The organism is Streptomyces kurssanovii, from assembly GCF_040677245.1.
Classification (GTDB): domain Bacteria; phylum Actinomycetota; class Actinomycetes; order Streptomycetales; family Streptomycetaceae; genus Streptomyces; species Streptomyces kurssanovii.
The window spans coordinates 36,819-50,761 of sequence record NZ_JBFAQK010000019.1; the positions used below are offsets into that span (position 1 = coordinate 36,819).

General features: G+C 72.6%; 14 protein-coding genes. 7 read left to right on the forward strand and 7 right to left on the reverse strand.

Going from position 1 to position 13,943, the window contains the following annotated elements; all coding sequences use genetic code 11:
• Positions 1–22: 22 nt before the first annotated feature.
• Genes AB0K36_RS16090 through AB0K36_RS16100 form a run of 3 tightly spaced genes read right to left on the reverse strand, consistent with a single transcriptional unit; the run spans position 23 to position 3,047 of the window.
• A complete protein-coding gene (locus AB0K36_RS16090; protein WP_364594221.1) occupies positions 23–1,012 on the reverse strand; it encodes an acyl-CoA dehydrogenase family protein in 990 nt (329 codons plus the stop codon).
• The gene (locus AB0K36_RS16095) at positions 1,012–2,190 is read right to left on the reverse strand and encodes an acyl-CoA dehydrogenase family protein (protein WP_364593991.1); all 1,179 of its coding nucleotides are present in this window, start codon (positions 2,188–2,190) and stop codon (positions 1,012–1,014) included. Before AB0K36_RS16095 ends, AB0K36_RS16090 begins: the two co-directional genes overlap by 1 nt.
• Positions 2,190–3,047 (reverse strand): enoyl-CoA hydratase, encoded by an 858-nt coding sequence (locus tag AB0K36_RS16100; RefSeq protein WP_364593994.1) that lies wholly within the window; start codon positions 3,045–3,047, stop codon positions 2,190–2,192. The genes AB0K36_RS16095 and AB0K36_RS16100 overlap by 1 nt, the downstream gene beginning before the upstream one ends.
• A 101-nt stretch (positions 3,048–3,148) precedes the next feature.
• Here AB0K36_RS16100 and AB0K36_RS16105 point away from each other — a divergent pair, with 101 nt between their 5' ends.
• The 4 genes from AB0K36_RS16105 to AB0K36_RS16120 are packed head-to-tail and all read left to right on the forward strand — an operon-like array spanning position 3,149 to position 6,919.
• Complete coding sequence (locus AB0K36_RS16105) at positions 3,149–4,315, forward strand: acyl-CoA dehydrogenase family protein (RefSeq protein ID WP_364593997.1); 1,167 nt, start codon at positions 3,149–3,151, stop codon at positions 4,313–4,315.
• Complete coding sequence (locus tag AB0K36_RS16110; protein WP_364594000.1) at positions 4,312–5,100, forward strand: SDR family oxidoreductase; 789 nt, start codon at positions 4,312–4,314, stop codon at positions 5,098–5,100. The genes AB0K36_RS16105 and AB0K36_RS16110 overlap by 4 nt, the downstream gene beginning before the upstream one ends.
• 45 nt (positions 5,101–5,145) lie before the next feature.
• On the forward strand, positions 5,146–5,733 hold the full coding sequence (locus AB0K36_RS16115) for a TetR/AcrR family transcriptional regulator (protein ID WP_364594003.1): 588 nt from the start codon (positions 5,146–5,148) through the stop codon (positions 5,731–5,733).
• A gap of 28 nt (positions 5,734–5,761) precedes the next feature.
• The gene (locus AB0K36_RS16120; RefSeq protein ID WP_364594006.1) at positions 5,762–6,919 is read left to right on the forward strand and encodes an acetyl-CoA C-acetyltransferase; all 1,158 of its coding nucleotides are present in this window, start codon (positions 5,762–5,764) and stop codon (positions 6,917–6,919) included.
• 193 nt (positions 6,920–7,112) lie between these two features.
• On the opposite strand, the gene AB0K36_RS16125 is transcribed toward AB0K36_RS16120, so the two are convergent.
• Genes AB0K36_RS16125 through AB0K36_RS16140 form a run of 4 tightly spaced genes read right to left on the reverse strand, consistent with a single transcriptional unit; the run spans position 7,113 to position 10,556 of the window.
• Positions 7,113–8,177, reverse strand: a complete 1,065-nt coding sequence (locus tag AB0K36_RS16125; RefSeq protein ID WP_364594009.1) for an NAD(P)H-dependent flavin oxidoreductase — start codon at positions 8,175–8,177, stop codon at positions 7,113–7,115.
• Positions 8,174–8,944 carry a CoA-transferase subunit beta gene (locus AB0K36_RS16130; protein WP_364594012.1) on the reverse strand — a complete coding sequence of 257 codons (771 nt, stop codon included), beginning with the start codon at positions 8,942–8,944 and terminating at the stop codon, positions 8,174–8,176. The genes AB0K36_RS16125 and AB0K36_RS16130 overlap by 4 nt, the downstream gene beginning before the upstream one ends.
• Positions 8,941–9,804 carry a CoA transferase subunit A gene (locus tag AB0K36_RS16135; RefSeq protein ID WP_364594015.1) on the reverse strand — a complete coding sequence of 288 codons (864 nt, stop codon included), beginning with the start codon at positions 9,802–9,804 and terminating at the stop codon, positions 8,941–8,943. Before AB0K36_RS16135 ends, AB0K36_RS16130 begins: the two co-directional genes overlap by 4 nt.
• Positions 9,801–10,556, reverse strand: coding sequence for an enoyl-CoA hydratase family protein (locus tag AB0K36_RS16140; RefSeq protein WP_364594018.1), 756 nt, complete (start codon positions 10,554–10,556; stop codon positions 9,801–9,803). The genes AB0K36_RS16135 and AB0K36_RS16140 overlap by 4 nt, the downstream gene beginning before the upstream one ends.
• A gap of 77 nt (positions 10,557–10,633) precedes the next feature.
• Between AB0K36_RS16140 and AB0K36_RS16145 the strand changes: the two genes are divergently transcribed.
• From AB0K36_RS16145 to AB0K36_RS16155, 3 genes are all read left to right on the forward strand, one after another.
• Positions 10,634–11,410 (forward strand): SDR family oxidoreductase, encoded by a 777-nt coding sequence (locus AB0K36_RS16145; RefSeq protein WP_364594021.1) that lies wholly within the window; start codon positions 10,634–10,636, stop codon positions 11,408–11,410.
• Between the two features lie 116 nt (positions 11,411–11,526).
• Positions 11,527–12,441 (forward strand): SDR family oxidoreductase, encoded by a 915-nt coding sequence (locus AB0K36_RS16150; RefSeq protein WP_364594024.1) that lies wholly within the window; start codon positions 11,527–11,529, stop codon positions 12,439–12,441.
• A gap of 397 nt (positions 12,442–12,838) precedes the next feature.
• The gene (locus AB0K36_RS16155) at positions 12,839–13,300 is read left to right on the forward strand and encodes a hypothetical protein (RefSeq protein WP_364594027.1); all 462 of its coding nucleotides are present in this window, start codon (positions 12,839–12,841) and stop codon (positions 13,298–13,300) included.
• Positions 13,301–13,943: the final 643 nt, after the last annotated feature.

The following is a 13,943-nucleotide window of genomic DNA, read 5'->3' on the forward strand; positions in this document are numbered from 1 at the left end:
CGCCGCTCGGTCCGGGATGGGTTCAGGGGGCCAGCACGCGGGCGCGGCAGGCGGCCGGTGTGCCCCAGGCGGACCGCAGCGGGCGGGCCTTGCGGATCCACAGGGAGAGGTCGAACTCCTCGGTGTATCCGAGGGCGCCGTGGATCTGCAGGGCGGTACGGGCAGCGGCGCAGGCCGCCTCGCACGCCGTGACCTTCGCCGCCGCGATCGCGCGGTCCGACTCCGGATCACGCGCGGCCAGGACCACGGCCGCGGCCTGGACCAGGGGCTGGGAGAACTCCAGGGCGATCAAGGTGTCGGCCAGCCGGTGCTTCACTGTCTGGAACGAGCCGATCGCCACACCGAACTGGGTGCGCTGCCGCGCGTATTCGACGGTTCGTGCGAGCAGGGTGCGGCCCAGACCGAGCGCCTGGGCCGCCGTCATCAGCGCCGCGACGCCGGCGGCGTGCGCGGCCGCGGCGGCCACTTCCGGCCCGCGCGCCAGGACGGTTCCGCCGAGCGGACGGGCCGGCCGGCGCGCCGGGTCGGCGGACGGCTGGACGGGCCCGGCCGCCGCTGCCAGGCGTACCGTGTCGCCCTCCACGACGAAGACCGCGTCGGCGGCGTGGGCGTCCAGGGCGTAGGGGCTGTCGTCGGAGAGCCGGCAGAGCGAGGCGGCCGTCCTGCCGGACGCGATGCCCGGCAGCCATGCGGCGGCCACCGCCTCGTCGCCCAGGCGGTCGAGGAATGCCGCCGCGGCCACCGTCTCCACCAGTGGGCCAGGCACCGCGTGGCGGCCCATTTCCGTGAAGGCGACGGTGAGTTCGACGGGCAGCGGGCCGAGGCCGTCGTGCTGCTGCGGCACGGCGAGGGCGAAGACCCCGGCCTCCGCGAGCCGGGACCAGAGCGCGCGGCCGGGTGCGGTGTCCCCGGCGGCCCAGGCCCGTACGACGGAGGCGGTGTCGGCCGCCGTGAGCATGCCGTCCAAGGAGCGGGCGAACGCCTGCTGCTCGTCGTCGAGGAGGAACCGCATCACCGGCGTCCCTTCGGCAGGCCGAGCAGCCGCTCGGCGATGATGTCGCGCTGGATCTCGTTGGTGCCGGCGTAGATCGGGCCGGCGAGGGAGAAGGTGTACCCCTCGGCCCAGCTGCCGTGTGCGGGCGCTTCCCCGGCCGTGTCCGACAGTTCGCCGTACGGGCCCAGCAGGTCCAGAGCGGTCTCGTGGAGGGCGATGTCCAGCTCGGACCAGAAGACCTTGTTGAGGCTCGCCCCGGCGACGGTCGTCTCTCCGGCGGTGATCCGCGAGGCGTCCGCGTAGGCGAAGAGCCGGTACGCGCGGGCGCCGACGACCGCGTCCGCGACCCGGTCGCGCAGGGCGGTGTCGCTCGGGTCCGCGTTCGAGCGCCACAGCGCCGTCAGGCGGCCGGCCGCCGCGGTGAACCGCCCGGGGCTGCGCAGCGTCAGCCCACGCTCGTTGCCCGCGGTGCTCATGGCGACCCGCCACCCCTGGCCCGGCTCACCGATCACGTCCCGGTCGGGGACGAAGACGTTGTCGAGGAAGAGTTCGGCGAAGGCGGGCTTGCCGTCGAGCCGGCCGATGGGACGCACGGTCACCCCGTCCGCGTCCAGCGGGAACATGAGGTACGTCAGGCCGTGGTGGGGCTTGGTCGCTTCCGTTCCGCCGTGGCCGCTGCGGAAGAGCCCGAACGCGCGGTCGGCGAAGGCCGCCCGCGACGACCAGGTCTTCTGGCCGCTCACGAGCCAGCCCCCGTCGGTCCGTACGGCCGTGGAGCGCAGGCTCGCGAGGTCCGAGCCGGACTCCGGCTCGGACCAGGCCTGGGCCCAGATCACCTCGCCGCTCGCCATCGGCGGCAGGACCCGGGCCAGTTGCTCGTCCGTGCCGTACTCCAGGAGGGTGGGGGCGAGGAGATTGATGCCGTTCTGGCTGACCCGGCCGGGTGCGCCGGCGGCGTAGTACTCCTCCTCGAAGATCAGCCACTCGAGGACGGAGGCGCCCCGGCCGCCGTACTGTTCGGGCCACGAGACCACCGACCAGCGGTCCGCGGACAGCGTCCGCTCCCACTCGCGGTGGGCCGAGAAGCCCTCGGCGGTCTCGAGCGAGGGCAGCGGTGCGGCCGGCACACGGGTGGCGAGCCAGGCGCGGGCCTCGGCGCGGAACGCCTCCTCCTCGGCGGTGAAGTCGAGGTCCATCAGGAGGAGGCCTCCTTCATCGCCCGGACGTCCATGCCGCCGAGCGGGTCCTTCGCGGTCTCGGCGTTGTGCGCGTGCGCCAGGTGGTGCAGCCCGAACACGGAGTCCAGTCCGGCGTGGAGTCCCTGAAGGTCCTCGGCCTGGTTGACGGCCCGCTTGGTCAGCGCCAGCCCCAGGCGCGGCATCTCGGCGATACGGGTCGCCAACTCCATGGTGCGGTCCGCCAGTTCGGCGCGGGGCACGACCCGGTTGACCATCCCGACCTCGTACGCGCGCTGCGCGCTCATCCGGTCGCCGGTGTAGAGGAACTCCTTCGCGATGCGCGGCGGCATCACCCACGGGTGGGCGAAGTACTCCACGCCGGGGATGCCCATGCGCACCACCGGGTCGGCGAAGAAGGCGTCCTCGGAGGCGACGATCAGGTCGCACAGCCAGGCCAGCATCAGGCCGCCCGCGACGCACGCGCCCTGCACGGAGGCGATCAACGGCTTGGGCAGTTCGCGCCAGCGGCGGCACATGCCCAGGTAGACCTCGGACTCGCGGGCGTAGCGGCTCTCCGCTCCCTGCTTGTCCGAGTGGTCCCACCACAGGCCCGCCTTACGGTCGAACGGCAGATGCGCGTCCCGCTCCGGGGTGCCGATGTCGTGGCCGGCCGAGAAGTGCTTCCCCGCTCCCGCGAGGACCACGACCTTCACCTCGTCGTCGTCGGCCGCGGTGTAGAAGGCGCGGTCCAGCGCGTAGGTCATCGCGGAGTTCTGGGCGTTCCGGTGGTCGGGCCGGTTCATGGTGACCACGGCGACGGCGCCGTGGCGTTCGTACCGGACGGGCTCAGCGGGTGCGGTGCGGGCAGCGGACATCCGCCCCTCCTTCCCTAACAAGTGTTTGGTAGGTTAACGTACGGGCCATCGGCCGTCGAGAAGTCGAACCGCCCATGCGTCGAGAGTCGCCGGAGCCGCCCATGAGCAGCGTCGAGGAGTTCCGCGCCGAGTTCCGGGACTGGCTGCGAGGCGGCCTCACGGGCGAGTTCGCCGGTCTGCGAGGGCGCGGCGGACCCGGCCGGGAACACGAGGCCTTCGCCGAACGCCTCGCCTGGGAGCGGCACATGGCCGCCGCGGGCTGGACCTGCGTGGGCTGGCCGAAGGAGTACGGCGGCCGGGGCGCCACCCTCGAGCAGCAGGTCGCCCTCCACGAGGAGTACGCCCTCGCCGACGCCCCCGCCCGGGTCGGCCACATCGGGGAACAACTGCTCGGCCCCACCCTGATCGCCTTCGGCACGCCCGCGCAGCGCGAGCGGTTCCTCCCCCGGATCGTCGCCGTCGAGGAGCTGTGGTGCCAGGGGTACAGCGAGCCGGACGCCGGGTCGGACCTCGCAGGCGTGCGCACGCGGGCCGAACTCGACGGCGACGAGTGGGTGGTCACCGGGCAGAAGACCTGGACCTCACTCGCGCACGCGTCCGACTGGTGCTTCGTCATCGCCCGCACCGAGCCCGGCTCCACCCGCCACCAGGGCCTGTCCTATCTGCTGGTACCGCTGGACCAGCCAGGCGTGGAGGTGCGGCCGATCACACAGCTGACGGGCACCTGCGAGTTCAACGAGGTGTTCTTCGACGGCGCCCGCACGCCGGCGGGGAACGTCGTCGGAGCGCCGGGCGGGGGCTGGAAGGTCGCCATGGCCACGCTCGGTTTCGAACGCGGAGTGTCCACCCTGGGACAGCAGGTGGGCTTCCGCCGCGAGCTGGAGGCCGTCATCGAAAGGGCCAAGCGCAACGGCGCGGCGGAGGACCCGCTGATCCGCGACCGGATCGCCCGCGCCTGGACCGGGCTGGAGATCATCCGGGGCAACGCACTGCGGATGCTCGACGGCGCCGCGGCCGGCGCGCCGGGCCCGGAGGCGTCCATCGTCAAGATCTTCTGGGCGACCTGGCACCGGGAGCTGGGAGAGCTCGCCATGGACGTCTGCGGCGCCGACGGAATGCTGGCGGCCGGTGAGCCCTACGACCTCGACGACTTCCAGCGGCTGTTCCTCTTCTCCCGCTCCGACACCATCTACGCCGGATCGAACGAGATCCAGCGCACCATCATCGCCGAGCGGGTGCTCGGCCTGCCCAAGGAGGTTCGCCCATGACCGCGGCCCCGCCGCCGTACGTCCCGGGCCATCGCCTGCTCGCCGGCCGTACCGCCGTCGTCACCGCCGCGGCGGGCGCGGGGATCGGCGGCGCGACCGCCAGGCGGCTCCTGGAGGAGGGGGCGAGCGTCGTCCTCTCCGACGCGCACGCCCGCAGGCTGAAGGAGTCGGAGGCGGAACTGACCGCCGGCTTCGGTGCGGACCGCGTGACGTCGCTGCCCTGCGACGTGACCGACGAGACCCAGGTCACGGCACTCTTCGACCTCGCCGAGGAGCGGCACGGACGCCTCGACATCGTGGTCAACAACGCCGGGCTCGGTGGCACGGCCGACCTCGTCGACATGCCCGACGAGCAGTGGGACAAGGTCCTCGACGTCACCTTGAACGGGACCTTCCGCTGCACCCGCGCCGCCCTGCGCCGCATGAAGGCCGCGGGCGGCGGGGGCGTCATCGTCAACAACGCCTCGGTGATCGGCTGGCGGGCGCAGAAGGGCCAGTCGCACTACGCCGCCGCCAAGGCCGGGGTCATGGCGCTCACCCGCTGCGCCGCACTGGAGGCCGCCGAGTACGGCGTACGCGTCAACGCCGTCTCGCCCAGCCTCGCCATGCATCCGCATCTGGTGAAGGTCACCACCCCCGAACTGCTGGACGAGCTGACCTCCCGCGAGGCGTTCGGCCGCTGCGCCGAGCCGTGGGAAGTGGCCAACGTCATCGTGTTCCTGGCCAGCGCCTACTCCTCGTACATGACCGGAGAGATCCTTGCCGTGAGCAGCCAGCACCCGTGAGGCGAGAATGGCCGTGTGCCGAAAAGCAGCAGCAGGAAGACCACCATGAGCCAGACGCCCGACCGGCGCGAAGAGCTCCTCGCCACAGCGGCCGAGGTGTTCGCCGCACAGGGGTACAACGCCACCACCGTCCGCAAGATCGCGGACGCGGCGGGGATGCTCGCGGGCAGCCTCTACTACCACTTCGACTCCAAGGAGTCGATGCTCGACGAGATCCTCTCCACCTTCCTGGACGACCTGTGGGCCCGGTACGACGCCGTCCTCGCAGCCGGACTCGGACCGAGGGAGACGATCGAGGCCCTCGTCACCGAGTCCTTCCGGGAGATCGACCGGCACCGCGCCGCGGTCGCCATCTACCAGAAGGAGTCCAAGCACCTCCGGACCCGGCCGCGCTTCGGCTATCTCGCCGACTCGCAGCAGAAGTTCGAGAAGGCGTGGCTCGGGACGCTGGAGCGCGGCGTCGCCGAGCGCGCCTTCCGCGCCGACCTCGACGTCCGGCTCACCTACCGCTTCGTGCGCGACACCGTCTGGGTCGCCGCGTCCTGGTACCGGCCGGAGGGACAGCACAGCCCGGAGGAGATCGCCCGCCAGTACCTGTCGATGGTGCTGGAGGGGATCGCCCTCCGCACCTGACACCGCAGACATCGGAGAAGGAGTGGCCATGGCCGAGGCATACATCGTCGAAGCGGTCCGTACCCCCGTCGGGAGGCGGAACGGCGGGCTGTCCGCCGTCCACCCGGCCGATCTCGGCGCACACGTCCTCAAGGCCCTCATGGTGCGCTCGGGAGCCGATCCGGCGGCCGTCGAGGACGTCGTCCTCGGCTGCCTGGACACCGTCGGTCCCCAGGCCGGCGACATAGCCCGCACCTGCTGGCTGGCCGCGGGCCTGCCGGAGGAGGTGCCCGGTGTGACCGTGGACCGCCAGTGCGGCTCCTCCCAGCAGGCCGTGCACTTCGCGGCCCAGGCGGTGCTGTCGGGCACGCAGGACCTGGTGGTCGCGGGCGGCGTGCAGAACATGTCGATGATCCCGATCGCCTTCGCGACCCGTCAGGCCGCCGAGCCGCTCGGCCTGACCCAGGGCCCCTTCGCCGGCTCGCAGGGCTGGCGGGCCCGCTACGGCGACCGGCCGGTCAACCAGTTCGCGGGCGCCGAGACGATCGCCGCCAAGTGGGGCATCTCCCGCCGGGACATGGAGGAGTTCGCACTGCGCTCCCACCGGCGGGCGGTCCGCGCCATCGACGAGGGCCGTTTCGAGCGTGAGCTCGTCCCGTACGGCGATGTCACCACCGACGAGGGCCCGCGCCGCGACACCGGCCTGGAGAAGATGGCCGGCCTGAAGCCGGTGATCGACGGCGGCAGCATCACCGCCGCCTGCTCCTCCCAGGTCTCCGACGGCGCGTCCGCCATGCTGCTGGCGAGCGAACGGGCCGTACGGGAGCACGGGCTGACCCCCCGCGCCCGCATCCACCACCTCTCGGTGCGCGGCGAGGACCCGATCCGCATGCTGACCGCGCCGATCCCGGCCACGGCGTACGCACTGAAGAAGGCGGGGATGACACTCGACGACATCGACCTGGTCGAGATCAACGAGGCGTTCGCGTCCGTGGTTCTGGCGTGGCTGAAGGAGACCGGGGCCGACCCGGAGAAGGTCAACGTCAACGGCGGAGCCATCGCCCTCGGCCACCCGCTCGGCGCCACCGGCACCAAACTGATGACCACCCTGCTGCACGAACTGGAGCGCACGGGCGGCCGCTACGGCCTCCAGACGATGTGCGAAGGCGGCGGCCAGGCGAACGTCACGATCATCGAACGGCTCTGACCTGCCACGACCTGGTGTGTCCCGCTGGTCCCGTCGGCCGGCGGGTCACACGGGACCGGCAACTGTGATGCCCTCGGCCCGCTCCGTGCCCGCCGCGCCCGTCAGGACGGCGCGGGCCCGTCGTTCCGGCGGAAGACGTGGACCGGCCCCCGGCGCCGGAGCATGCCTCGGACGCGGAACGGGCCGCGGCCCTTCATCCGGTGGGGGGAAGGGAGCGGAGGGTGGCGTGCGCTTCGGCCATCACGGAGTCCACGAGCTCGGCGCAGGACGGCAGGTCGTCGATCAGCCCCGCGACCTGTCCGGCCGCCATCACACCGGCTTCGGTGAGCCCTTCGACCATCGAGGCCCTCAGCATCATCGGGGTGTTGGCGGCCAGCAGTACCTGACTCCAGGACAGCTCCTTGCCGTGCTTCATCGCCAGGCCGTCGCGCACCATCCGGGCCCAGCCCATGCCGCTCTCGCGCCGGAAGGCCGCGGCGTGGCGGACCGCCCGCAACAGCGAGGCGGCCCGGCCCGAGCGCTCCAGCGCGTCGACCAGCTCGGTGCGCAGCATCCGGTGGGGCAGGCCGTCCACCTTGGTGGTGACGGTGACGTCCTGGACGGTCGCGGCCAGGTACCTGGCCTTGACCACGTCGGGGACGGGGCTGTCGGAGGTCAGCAGGAAGCGGGTGCCCATGGCGATCCCGGCGGCGCCGAAGGCCAGTGCCGCGACGAGACCGCGCCCGTCACGGAAGCCGCCGGCGGCGATCACCGGGATGTCGACGGCGTCGACGACCTGGGGCAGCAGGACAGTCGTGGTGACGGATCCGGTGTGCCCGCCGCCCTCGGCGCCCTGCACCACCACCGCGTCGGCGCCCCACGCGGCGACCTTCTCGGCGTGACGCCGGGCGCCGACGGACGGGATGACGACGACCCCGGCGTCCTTCAGCCGCGCGATCAGCTCCCGGGTGGGCGCGAGCGCGAACGAGGCGACCTTGACGCCCTCGTCGACGATGATCCGTACCCGCTCGGCCGCGTCCGTCGCGTCCGCCCGCAGATTGACCCCGAACGGCGCGTCCGTACGGCACTTGACCTCACGCACGGCCGAGCGGAGCCGTTCCGTGGTCATGGTGGCGGAAGCGAGGATCCCCAGCGCGCCCGCGTCGGCGGCGGCCGAGACCAGGCGGGGCCCGGCCACCCAGCCCATGCCGGTCTGCACGACGGGGTGCCGGACACCGACCAGTTCGGTGAGCGGGGTCCTGATCGTGGCGTCGCTCATGCGGCGGGCACCTCGCGGTCGCGCAGCGCCTTCGGGTCGATGACCTCTCGGATCAGCCGCAGCTCCTCGGCGGTGGGCTCGCGGGTGTGGGGCACCTTGTGGGGGACGGTGAGCGCGAAGCCGGTGGCCCGGGCGACCTGCTCGACCGTGACGCCGAGGTGCAGCGAGCGCAGGCGCATCGTCCGGTCCGGGGTCTCGAAGTCGAACACACCCAGGTCGGTGATGACGTCCGGGACGCGGTGGAAGCGGGTCGCGGAGGGACCGGCCGCGGCGGCGCGGTCGAAGCCGACCCCGCACACCATGTCGACCCGCTCGACGAAGACCCGTGGGGAGTGCCGGGGCACCCAGTAACTCGTCGGATTGTTGAGTGTGTTGACGGGAGCTCCCCGCACGCCGAGCAGCTGCCGCTTCGGCCGGGCCCACTCGCCGATGCAGGAGATGTTCTGGTTGCCGTGCCGGTCGAGCTGGCTCGCGCCCATCATCACGTGGCGTCGCCCGGTGGCCACCAGGGCCAGATGCTGCCGGTAGGGCAACCAGCCCTCCACCACCTGTGCCCTGGCGCCGACCGCCGGTACGTCGCCGACGAGCAGCGCTTCGCCGTCCGTCAGCAGCAGTTCGGGCGAGAAGGTGAGCTTCGCCAGCCGGGCCCCGATCGTGGGGACGGTGCCCATCGGGGCGGCCAGGACCTCGCCCGCGCCCCGCCAGGCCTCGGCGCACGCCACCACGCAGTACTCGGCCCGCGTCGCCGTCGTCGTGCCGCCGCTCATGTTTCCTCCTCGTGGAACGCCGCCACCGCGGCCCGGTACGCGCCCTCGTCGCCCGACAGGAACCGCTCGCCGAAGGCCCGCCAGGCCTCGGGGTCGCGCGCCGCCTTCGCGTAGGCCCGCTGGAACGCCTCGTCGCGGTCGTGATCGGGGGCGCAGGAGGTGAAGTGCGCGCCGTTCGGGGCCTCGACGACGCCGTTCACGAACGCGCGCTTGACCAGCAGGGACTGCGGACCGGAGTCCCCCCGCAGGTCGGCCGTCTCCACGATCCGCTCGCAGGACACGTACGCCGCGTCGGCGGCCTCGCAGAACAGATCGTCGAAGTACGGGTCCGGGCCCAGGTACTGGGCGTTGCCCTGCACATCGGCCCGGTTGAGGTGGACGAGCGCGGCGTCCAGCCGCAGCGCGGGGACCGCGACCAGCTCCTCGCGGTCCGCGTACGGGGAGGTGACCGTGCGCAGCGACGGATTGACTCTCATCACGTCCGAGGCGAGGCCGGCCCTGACCGGCATGAACGGCAGCCGCTGGGCGGCGGCGGTGAGGCCCCACATGACCATGGCCTCGTCCAGCTCCATCATCTCGAACGCGGCGCGCTGCCGGGCCGCTCCGAAGTGCGGTTCGAGGGGGACGGAGTCGAGTGTGGCGAACGCCGCGACCAGCTTGCGGATCTTCCCTGCGGCGGCGAGCAACCCGACGTCCGGGCCGCCGTAGGAGACGACGGTCAGGTCGGTGACGTCCGAGCGCAGCAGCGCGCGCACCAGCGCCATCGGTTTGCGCCGCGAGCCCCAGCCGCCGATGCCGATCGTCATTCCGCTCCGGAGGCGGCCGGCCACCTCCTCGGCGGTCATCGTCTTGTCGCTCACCGTTCCTCCTGCTCGACCGGGACGAACGCGTCGCGGTGCTTGTCGGCGATGCCGCCGAGGTTGGCCTCGAAGGTGAAGCCCTGCTCGAAGCGGTAGCTGCGGCGGACGTCCACCGGATCGATCCCGTTGATCGCGGCCTTGGCGAGGCGGATCAGAGAGCCGTCCTTGGCGGCGATCTCCCGGGCCAGTTCCAGCGCGGCGTCGTGGAGCTGCTCGCGCGGGACGACCCGCCACACCGAGCCGTGCCGGTGCAGCTCCTGGGCGGTGACGGTGCGCGAGGTGTAGTACAGCGCCCGCATCAGATGCTGGGGGACCAGCCGGGAGAGGTGGGTCGCCGCGCCGAGCGCGCCCCGGTCCAGTTCGGGCAGTCCGAAGGCCGCGTCGTCGGCGGCGACGATGACGTCGGCGTTGCCGACGAGGCCGATGCCGCCGCCCAGGCAGAACCCGTGCACGGCGGCGACCACAGGGACCTCGCATTCGTACACCGCGGCGAACGCCTCGTAGCAGCCGCGGTTGGCCCCGATCAGGGCGTCGTACCCGGCCGTGCGCTGCATCTCCTTGATGTCCGCACCGGCGTTGAAACCGCGGCCCTCGGCCGTGAGCACCACGCAGCGCACGGTCGGGTCCCCGCCGGTCGCGCGCACCGCGGCGGCAAGCTCGTACCAGCCCTGTACGGGAAGGGCGTTGACCGGTGGGAAGTCCACCGTGACGACGGTGATGCCCTCTTGCGGGGCGGAGGTGGAGACACCCATGAACACATCAGCTACCTTCCCACCAAACGTTTGTTAGGCGAAGGTAGCAGTGGATCCCTCACTACGGGAGGTGCCAATTGGCAGCGATCACCGACCTGTCCGGTTCCCTCGCCGTCGTCACCGGCGGAACCCGGGGCGTCGGCGCGGGAATCGCCCGCGCCCTGCTCGAAGCCGGTGCGCAGGTCGTGATCTGCGCGCGACGGGCTCCGGACAGGCCCGTCGAGGCAGCCGGGCGCACGGCCCGCTTCCTCCCGGTCGACCTCCGCGACCCGGAGGCGACCGGTGGATTCTTCGAACGGGTGCGGGGCGACTACGGGCGGCTGGACACCCTGGTCAACAACGCCGGAGGCACTCCGTTCCGGATGCTCGACGAGGGCGGGGCCGAACACCACGCACGGGTCGTCGGGTTGAACCTCGTCGCGCCGCTGACCGCCTCGATCGCCGCCTACGAGATGATGCGCCGCCAGAGCAGGGGCGGATCGATCGTGATGGTCGGCAGCGTCAGCGGGACCCGCCCGTCCCCGGGGACCGCGGCGTACGGAGCCGCCAAGGCGGGCCTGGAGAACCTGGCCCGCTCCATGGCCGTCGAATGGGCGCCCCGGGTCCGGGTCAACACGCTCGTCCTCGGCATGGTCCGCACCGAACTCGCCCATCTGCACTACGGGGACGAGGACGGCATCACCGCCGTCGGCCGTACCGTGCCGCTGGGCCGGCTCGCCGACCCTGCCGACGTCGGCGACGCCTGCGTCTTCCTCGCCTCCGACCGCGCCGCGTACATCAGCGGCGCCGCCCTGCATGTCCACGGCGGAGGGGAACGCCCCGCGTTCCTCGACGCCGCCACCGTCGACAACTGACCGCCCGGCAGGGGGGCGAGGCGCGTGTCCGCGCGTCCGCCACCTTCCGTCGTGGAGCCCGGGGGCACCTGTCCCTGGCGGCCGCCGGAAGGCAAGCTCACCGAAAGGACACAGCCATGACCACCGCAATCTGCGCCGGACGCGTCGCCGTCGTCACCGGGGCCGGCCGGGGGCTCGGCCGTGCGCACGCCCTCGCCTTCGCCGCCGAGGGAGCGAAGATCGTCGTCAACGACCTCGGCGTCGGCCTCGACGGCACGGGAAGGGCCTCCGGCCCCGCCCAGCAGGTCGTCGACGAGATCCGCGCGCTCGGCGGGGAGGCGGTCGCCCATGACGGGGACATCACCACCACCGAGGGGGCGGCCTCGCTCGTCTCCGTCGCGGTGGACACCTTCGGACGCCTCGACACCCTCGTCAACAACGCCGGGTTCCTGCGCGACCGCATGCTCGTCAACCTGGACGAGGACGACTGGGACGCCGTCATGCGCGTCCACCTCAAGGGCCACTTCCTGCCGCTGAAGCACGCCGCCGCCCACTGGCGCGCCGAGACGAAGGCCGGCCGTACGCCCGAAGCCCGCGTGATCAACACCAGCTCCGGGGCCGGCCTGCTGGGCAGCGTCGGCCAGGGCAACTACGCCGCCGCCAAGGCCGGGATCGTCGGCCTGACGCTCGTCGCCTCGGCGGAGATGGCGCGCTACGGCGTTCAGGTCAACGCGATCGCCCCGGCCGCCCGCACACGGATGACCGAGCAGACCTTCGCCGACAGCATGGCCGCGCCCGAGGGCGGCGTGTTCGACGCCATGGCTCCGGAGAACGTCTCGCCGCTCGTCGTCTGGCTGGGCTCCTCCGCCTCTGCGGGGGTGACCGGCCGGGTCTTCGAGGCCGAGGCCGGCCGGATCACCGTCATGGAGGGCTGGCGGCCGGGTCCCACCGCGGACAAGGGCGCCCGCTGGACCCCGGCCGAGGCGGGCGGGGCCGCCCTGAGACTGCTGGCCGCGGCCGGGGCTCCGGGGCCGGTGTACGGGGCGCGCTGACTGCCGCCGGTCCGCCGTGACCGCCGTGACCGCCGGTCCACCGGCCTGCCGTGCCCGTTGGTCCGCCGTGTCTGTCGTGACCGCCGGTCCACCGCCTGCCGGTCCGCCGTGTCTGCCGTGACCGCCGGTCCACCGCCTGCCGGTCCGCAGGTCCGTCGGCCCGTCGGCCCGTCGTCAGGGCTGAGTCCTGCTCAGCGCCACGAGGACCCCGACCGTGCCCGCCTGGGCCACTCCGCGCGTCGGCTGCCTCTGGGGGCGTTCTCCGGCTCGGTCCCTGCTCAGCCGTGCCCCGGCTACGCCATTCGGGGCAAAGCGAGCAGACCGGCGTCATGACCGCCCTGCAACCGGCTCTCCCCTATGACGCCACGTCCGGCGTGCAACGAAAGGGAGAGTGGCCGTGACCGATTCGACGACCGAGGCAGCGATGGAGTGGCTGGCGTCCGTCGCGCCGGATCCCCTGGCGTGTCGCCGGGCATGGGAGATCAACCCCTTCCAGGCCTTGCTCCTGCCGGCGGGCAAGCTGTGGGACGTCCTGCTCGTCCCCAGCAGAATCGGTTACCCGGCATTTGACGTGCTCGCCCACCGCATCGACGCTCCGGGCCCCGTCCTTGCCGATCTGGGCGGGACGCGCACCGGCTTCTTCGTGCCCCGGGGCACGACGGAGCACTGGGTCGGTACGGGAACCCGCGGAGCCGGCCTGGGGACATGGATCGTCGTCCCGTGCCCCGGCCGGGCGGCAGGCGGGATGCGGTGGCTCGTGCCGGCGGACGGTACAGGGACCCTCAACGACCCCGTCCTGCTCGAACACGCTTTGCACGAGGCCGCAGCCCGTCTGGCGGAGAGGGACACAGGTTCCTGAACCGCTCTCACGTCCTCGCCCGGCAACCGGCCCCGCCACAGGCTTCGGTCCAGAGCGAAAGGGGGCGCGGCTTTCTCCGCACGTCGGCAAGCTGCAGTCACGGGCCGGACCGGGGGAAGGAACGCCTGCCCTGAACGTGGAACATCCAGAGACAGTGGCAGCCGCCGCACAGGCACTCCGCCTCCTCGGTGACCGGCCCCGAGGACGTCGCCGGCGGAGGGCAGCGCCCTTGGCCGCGGATCCGCACCGCTCCACGCCACGCGAGGGTGGCCGATCGGAGAAGGTGCACCAAGCACCGGGGCCCGGGGGGCCTCTCGTTCGCCGAATGCGTTCGTCCCGCACGGCGCTCGCCCCGTTCCTTGCCGCTCTCCTCTGCGCGGCGGCGGCAGGAACCACGGCCTGCGCACCGAGCGGTCACAGAAGGCTGGAGAACAACATCGCCTCACACAGCTGGACGGACGGCTGCTGATCGTCTTCCACGTGGTCACCGGAGCGCGCCTTGAGGCGGGCTCCGGTGGTGCGTACGGCCTTTGCCGGTTCGCGTTGAGGGGGCCGGTCACTGCCCACCGTCGGCGACGATCTCCGGATGTCACCATCCCGCGCGCGAATCGGCGCGGAACGTCCCCCCCGGTCCGCCGCTCGA

Bases quoted from the DNA above. Each gene is read 5' to 3' on its own strand.
- AB0K36_RS16090 (WP_364594221.1), bottom strand. From the start codon at position 1,012: ATGCGGTTCCTCCTCGACGACGAGCAGCAGGCGTTCGCCCGCTCCTTG.
- AB0K36_RS16095 (WP_364593991.1), bottom strand. From the start codon at position 2,190: ATGGACCTCGACTTCACCGCCGAGGAGGAGGCGTTCCGCGCCGAGGCC.
- AB0K36_RS16100 (WP_364593994.1), bottom strand. From the start codon at position 3,047: ATGTCCGCTGCCCGCACCGCACCCGCTGAGCCCGTCCGGTACGAACGC.
- AB0K36_RS16105 (WP_364593997.1), top strand. From the start codon at position 3,149: ATGAGCAGCGTCGAGGAGTTCCGCGCCGAGTTCCGGGACTGGCTGCGA.
- AB0K36_RS16110 (WP_364594000.1), top strand. From the start codon at position 4,312: ATGACCGCGGCCCCGCCGCCGTACGTCCCGGGCCATCGCCTGCTCGCC.
- AB0K36_RS16115 (WP_364594003.1), top strand. From the start codon at position 5,146: ATGAGCCAGACGCCCGACCGGCGCGAAGAGCTCCTCGCCACAGCGGCC.
- AB0K36_RS16120 (WP_364594006.1), top strand. From the start codon at position 5,762: ATGGCCGAGGCATACATCGTCGAAGCGGTCCGTACCCCCGTCGGGAGG.
- AB0K36_RS16125 (WP_364594009.1), bottom strand. From the start codon at position 8,177: ATGAGCGACGCCACGATCAGGACCCCGCTCACCGAACTGGTCGGTGTC.
- AB0K36_RS16130 (WP_364594012.1), bottom strand. From the start codon at position 8,944: ATGAGCGGCGGCACGACGACGGCGACGCGGGCCGAGTACTGCGTGGTG.
- AB0K36_RS16140 (WP_364594018.1), bottom strand. From the start codon at position 10,556: ATGGGTGTCTCCACCTCCGCCCCGCAAGAGGGCATCACCGTCGTCACG.
- AB0K36_RS16150 (WP_364594024.1), top strand. From the start codon at position 11,527: ATGACCACCGCAATCTGCGCCGGACGCGTCGCCGTCGTCACCGGGGCC.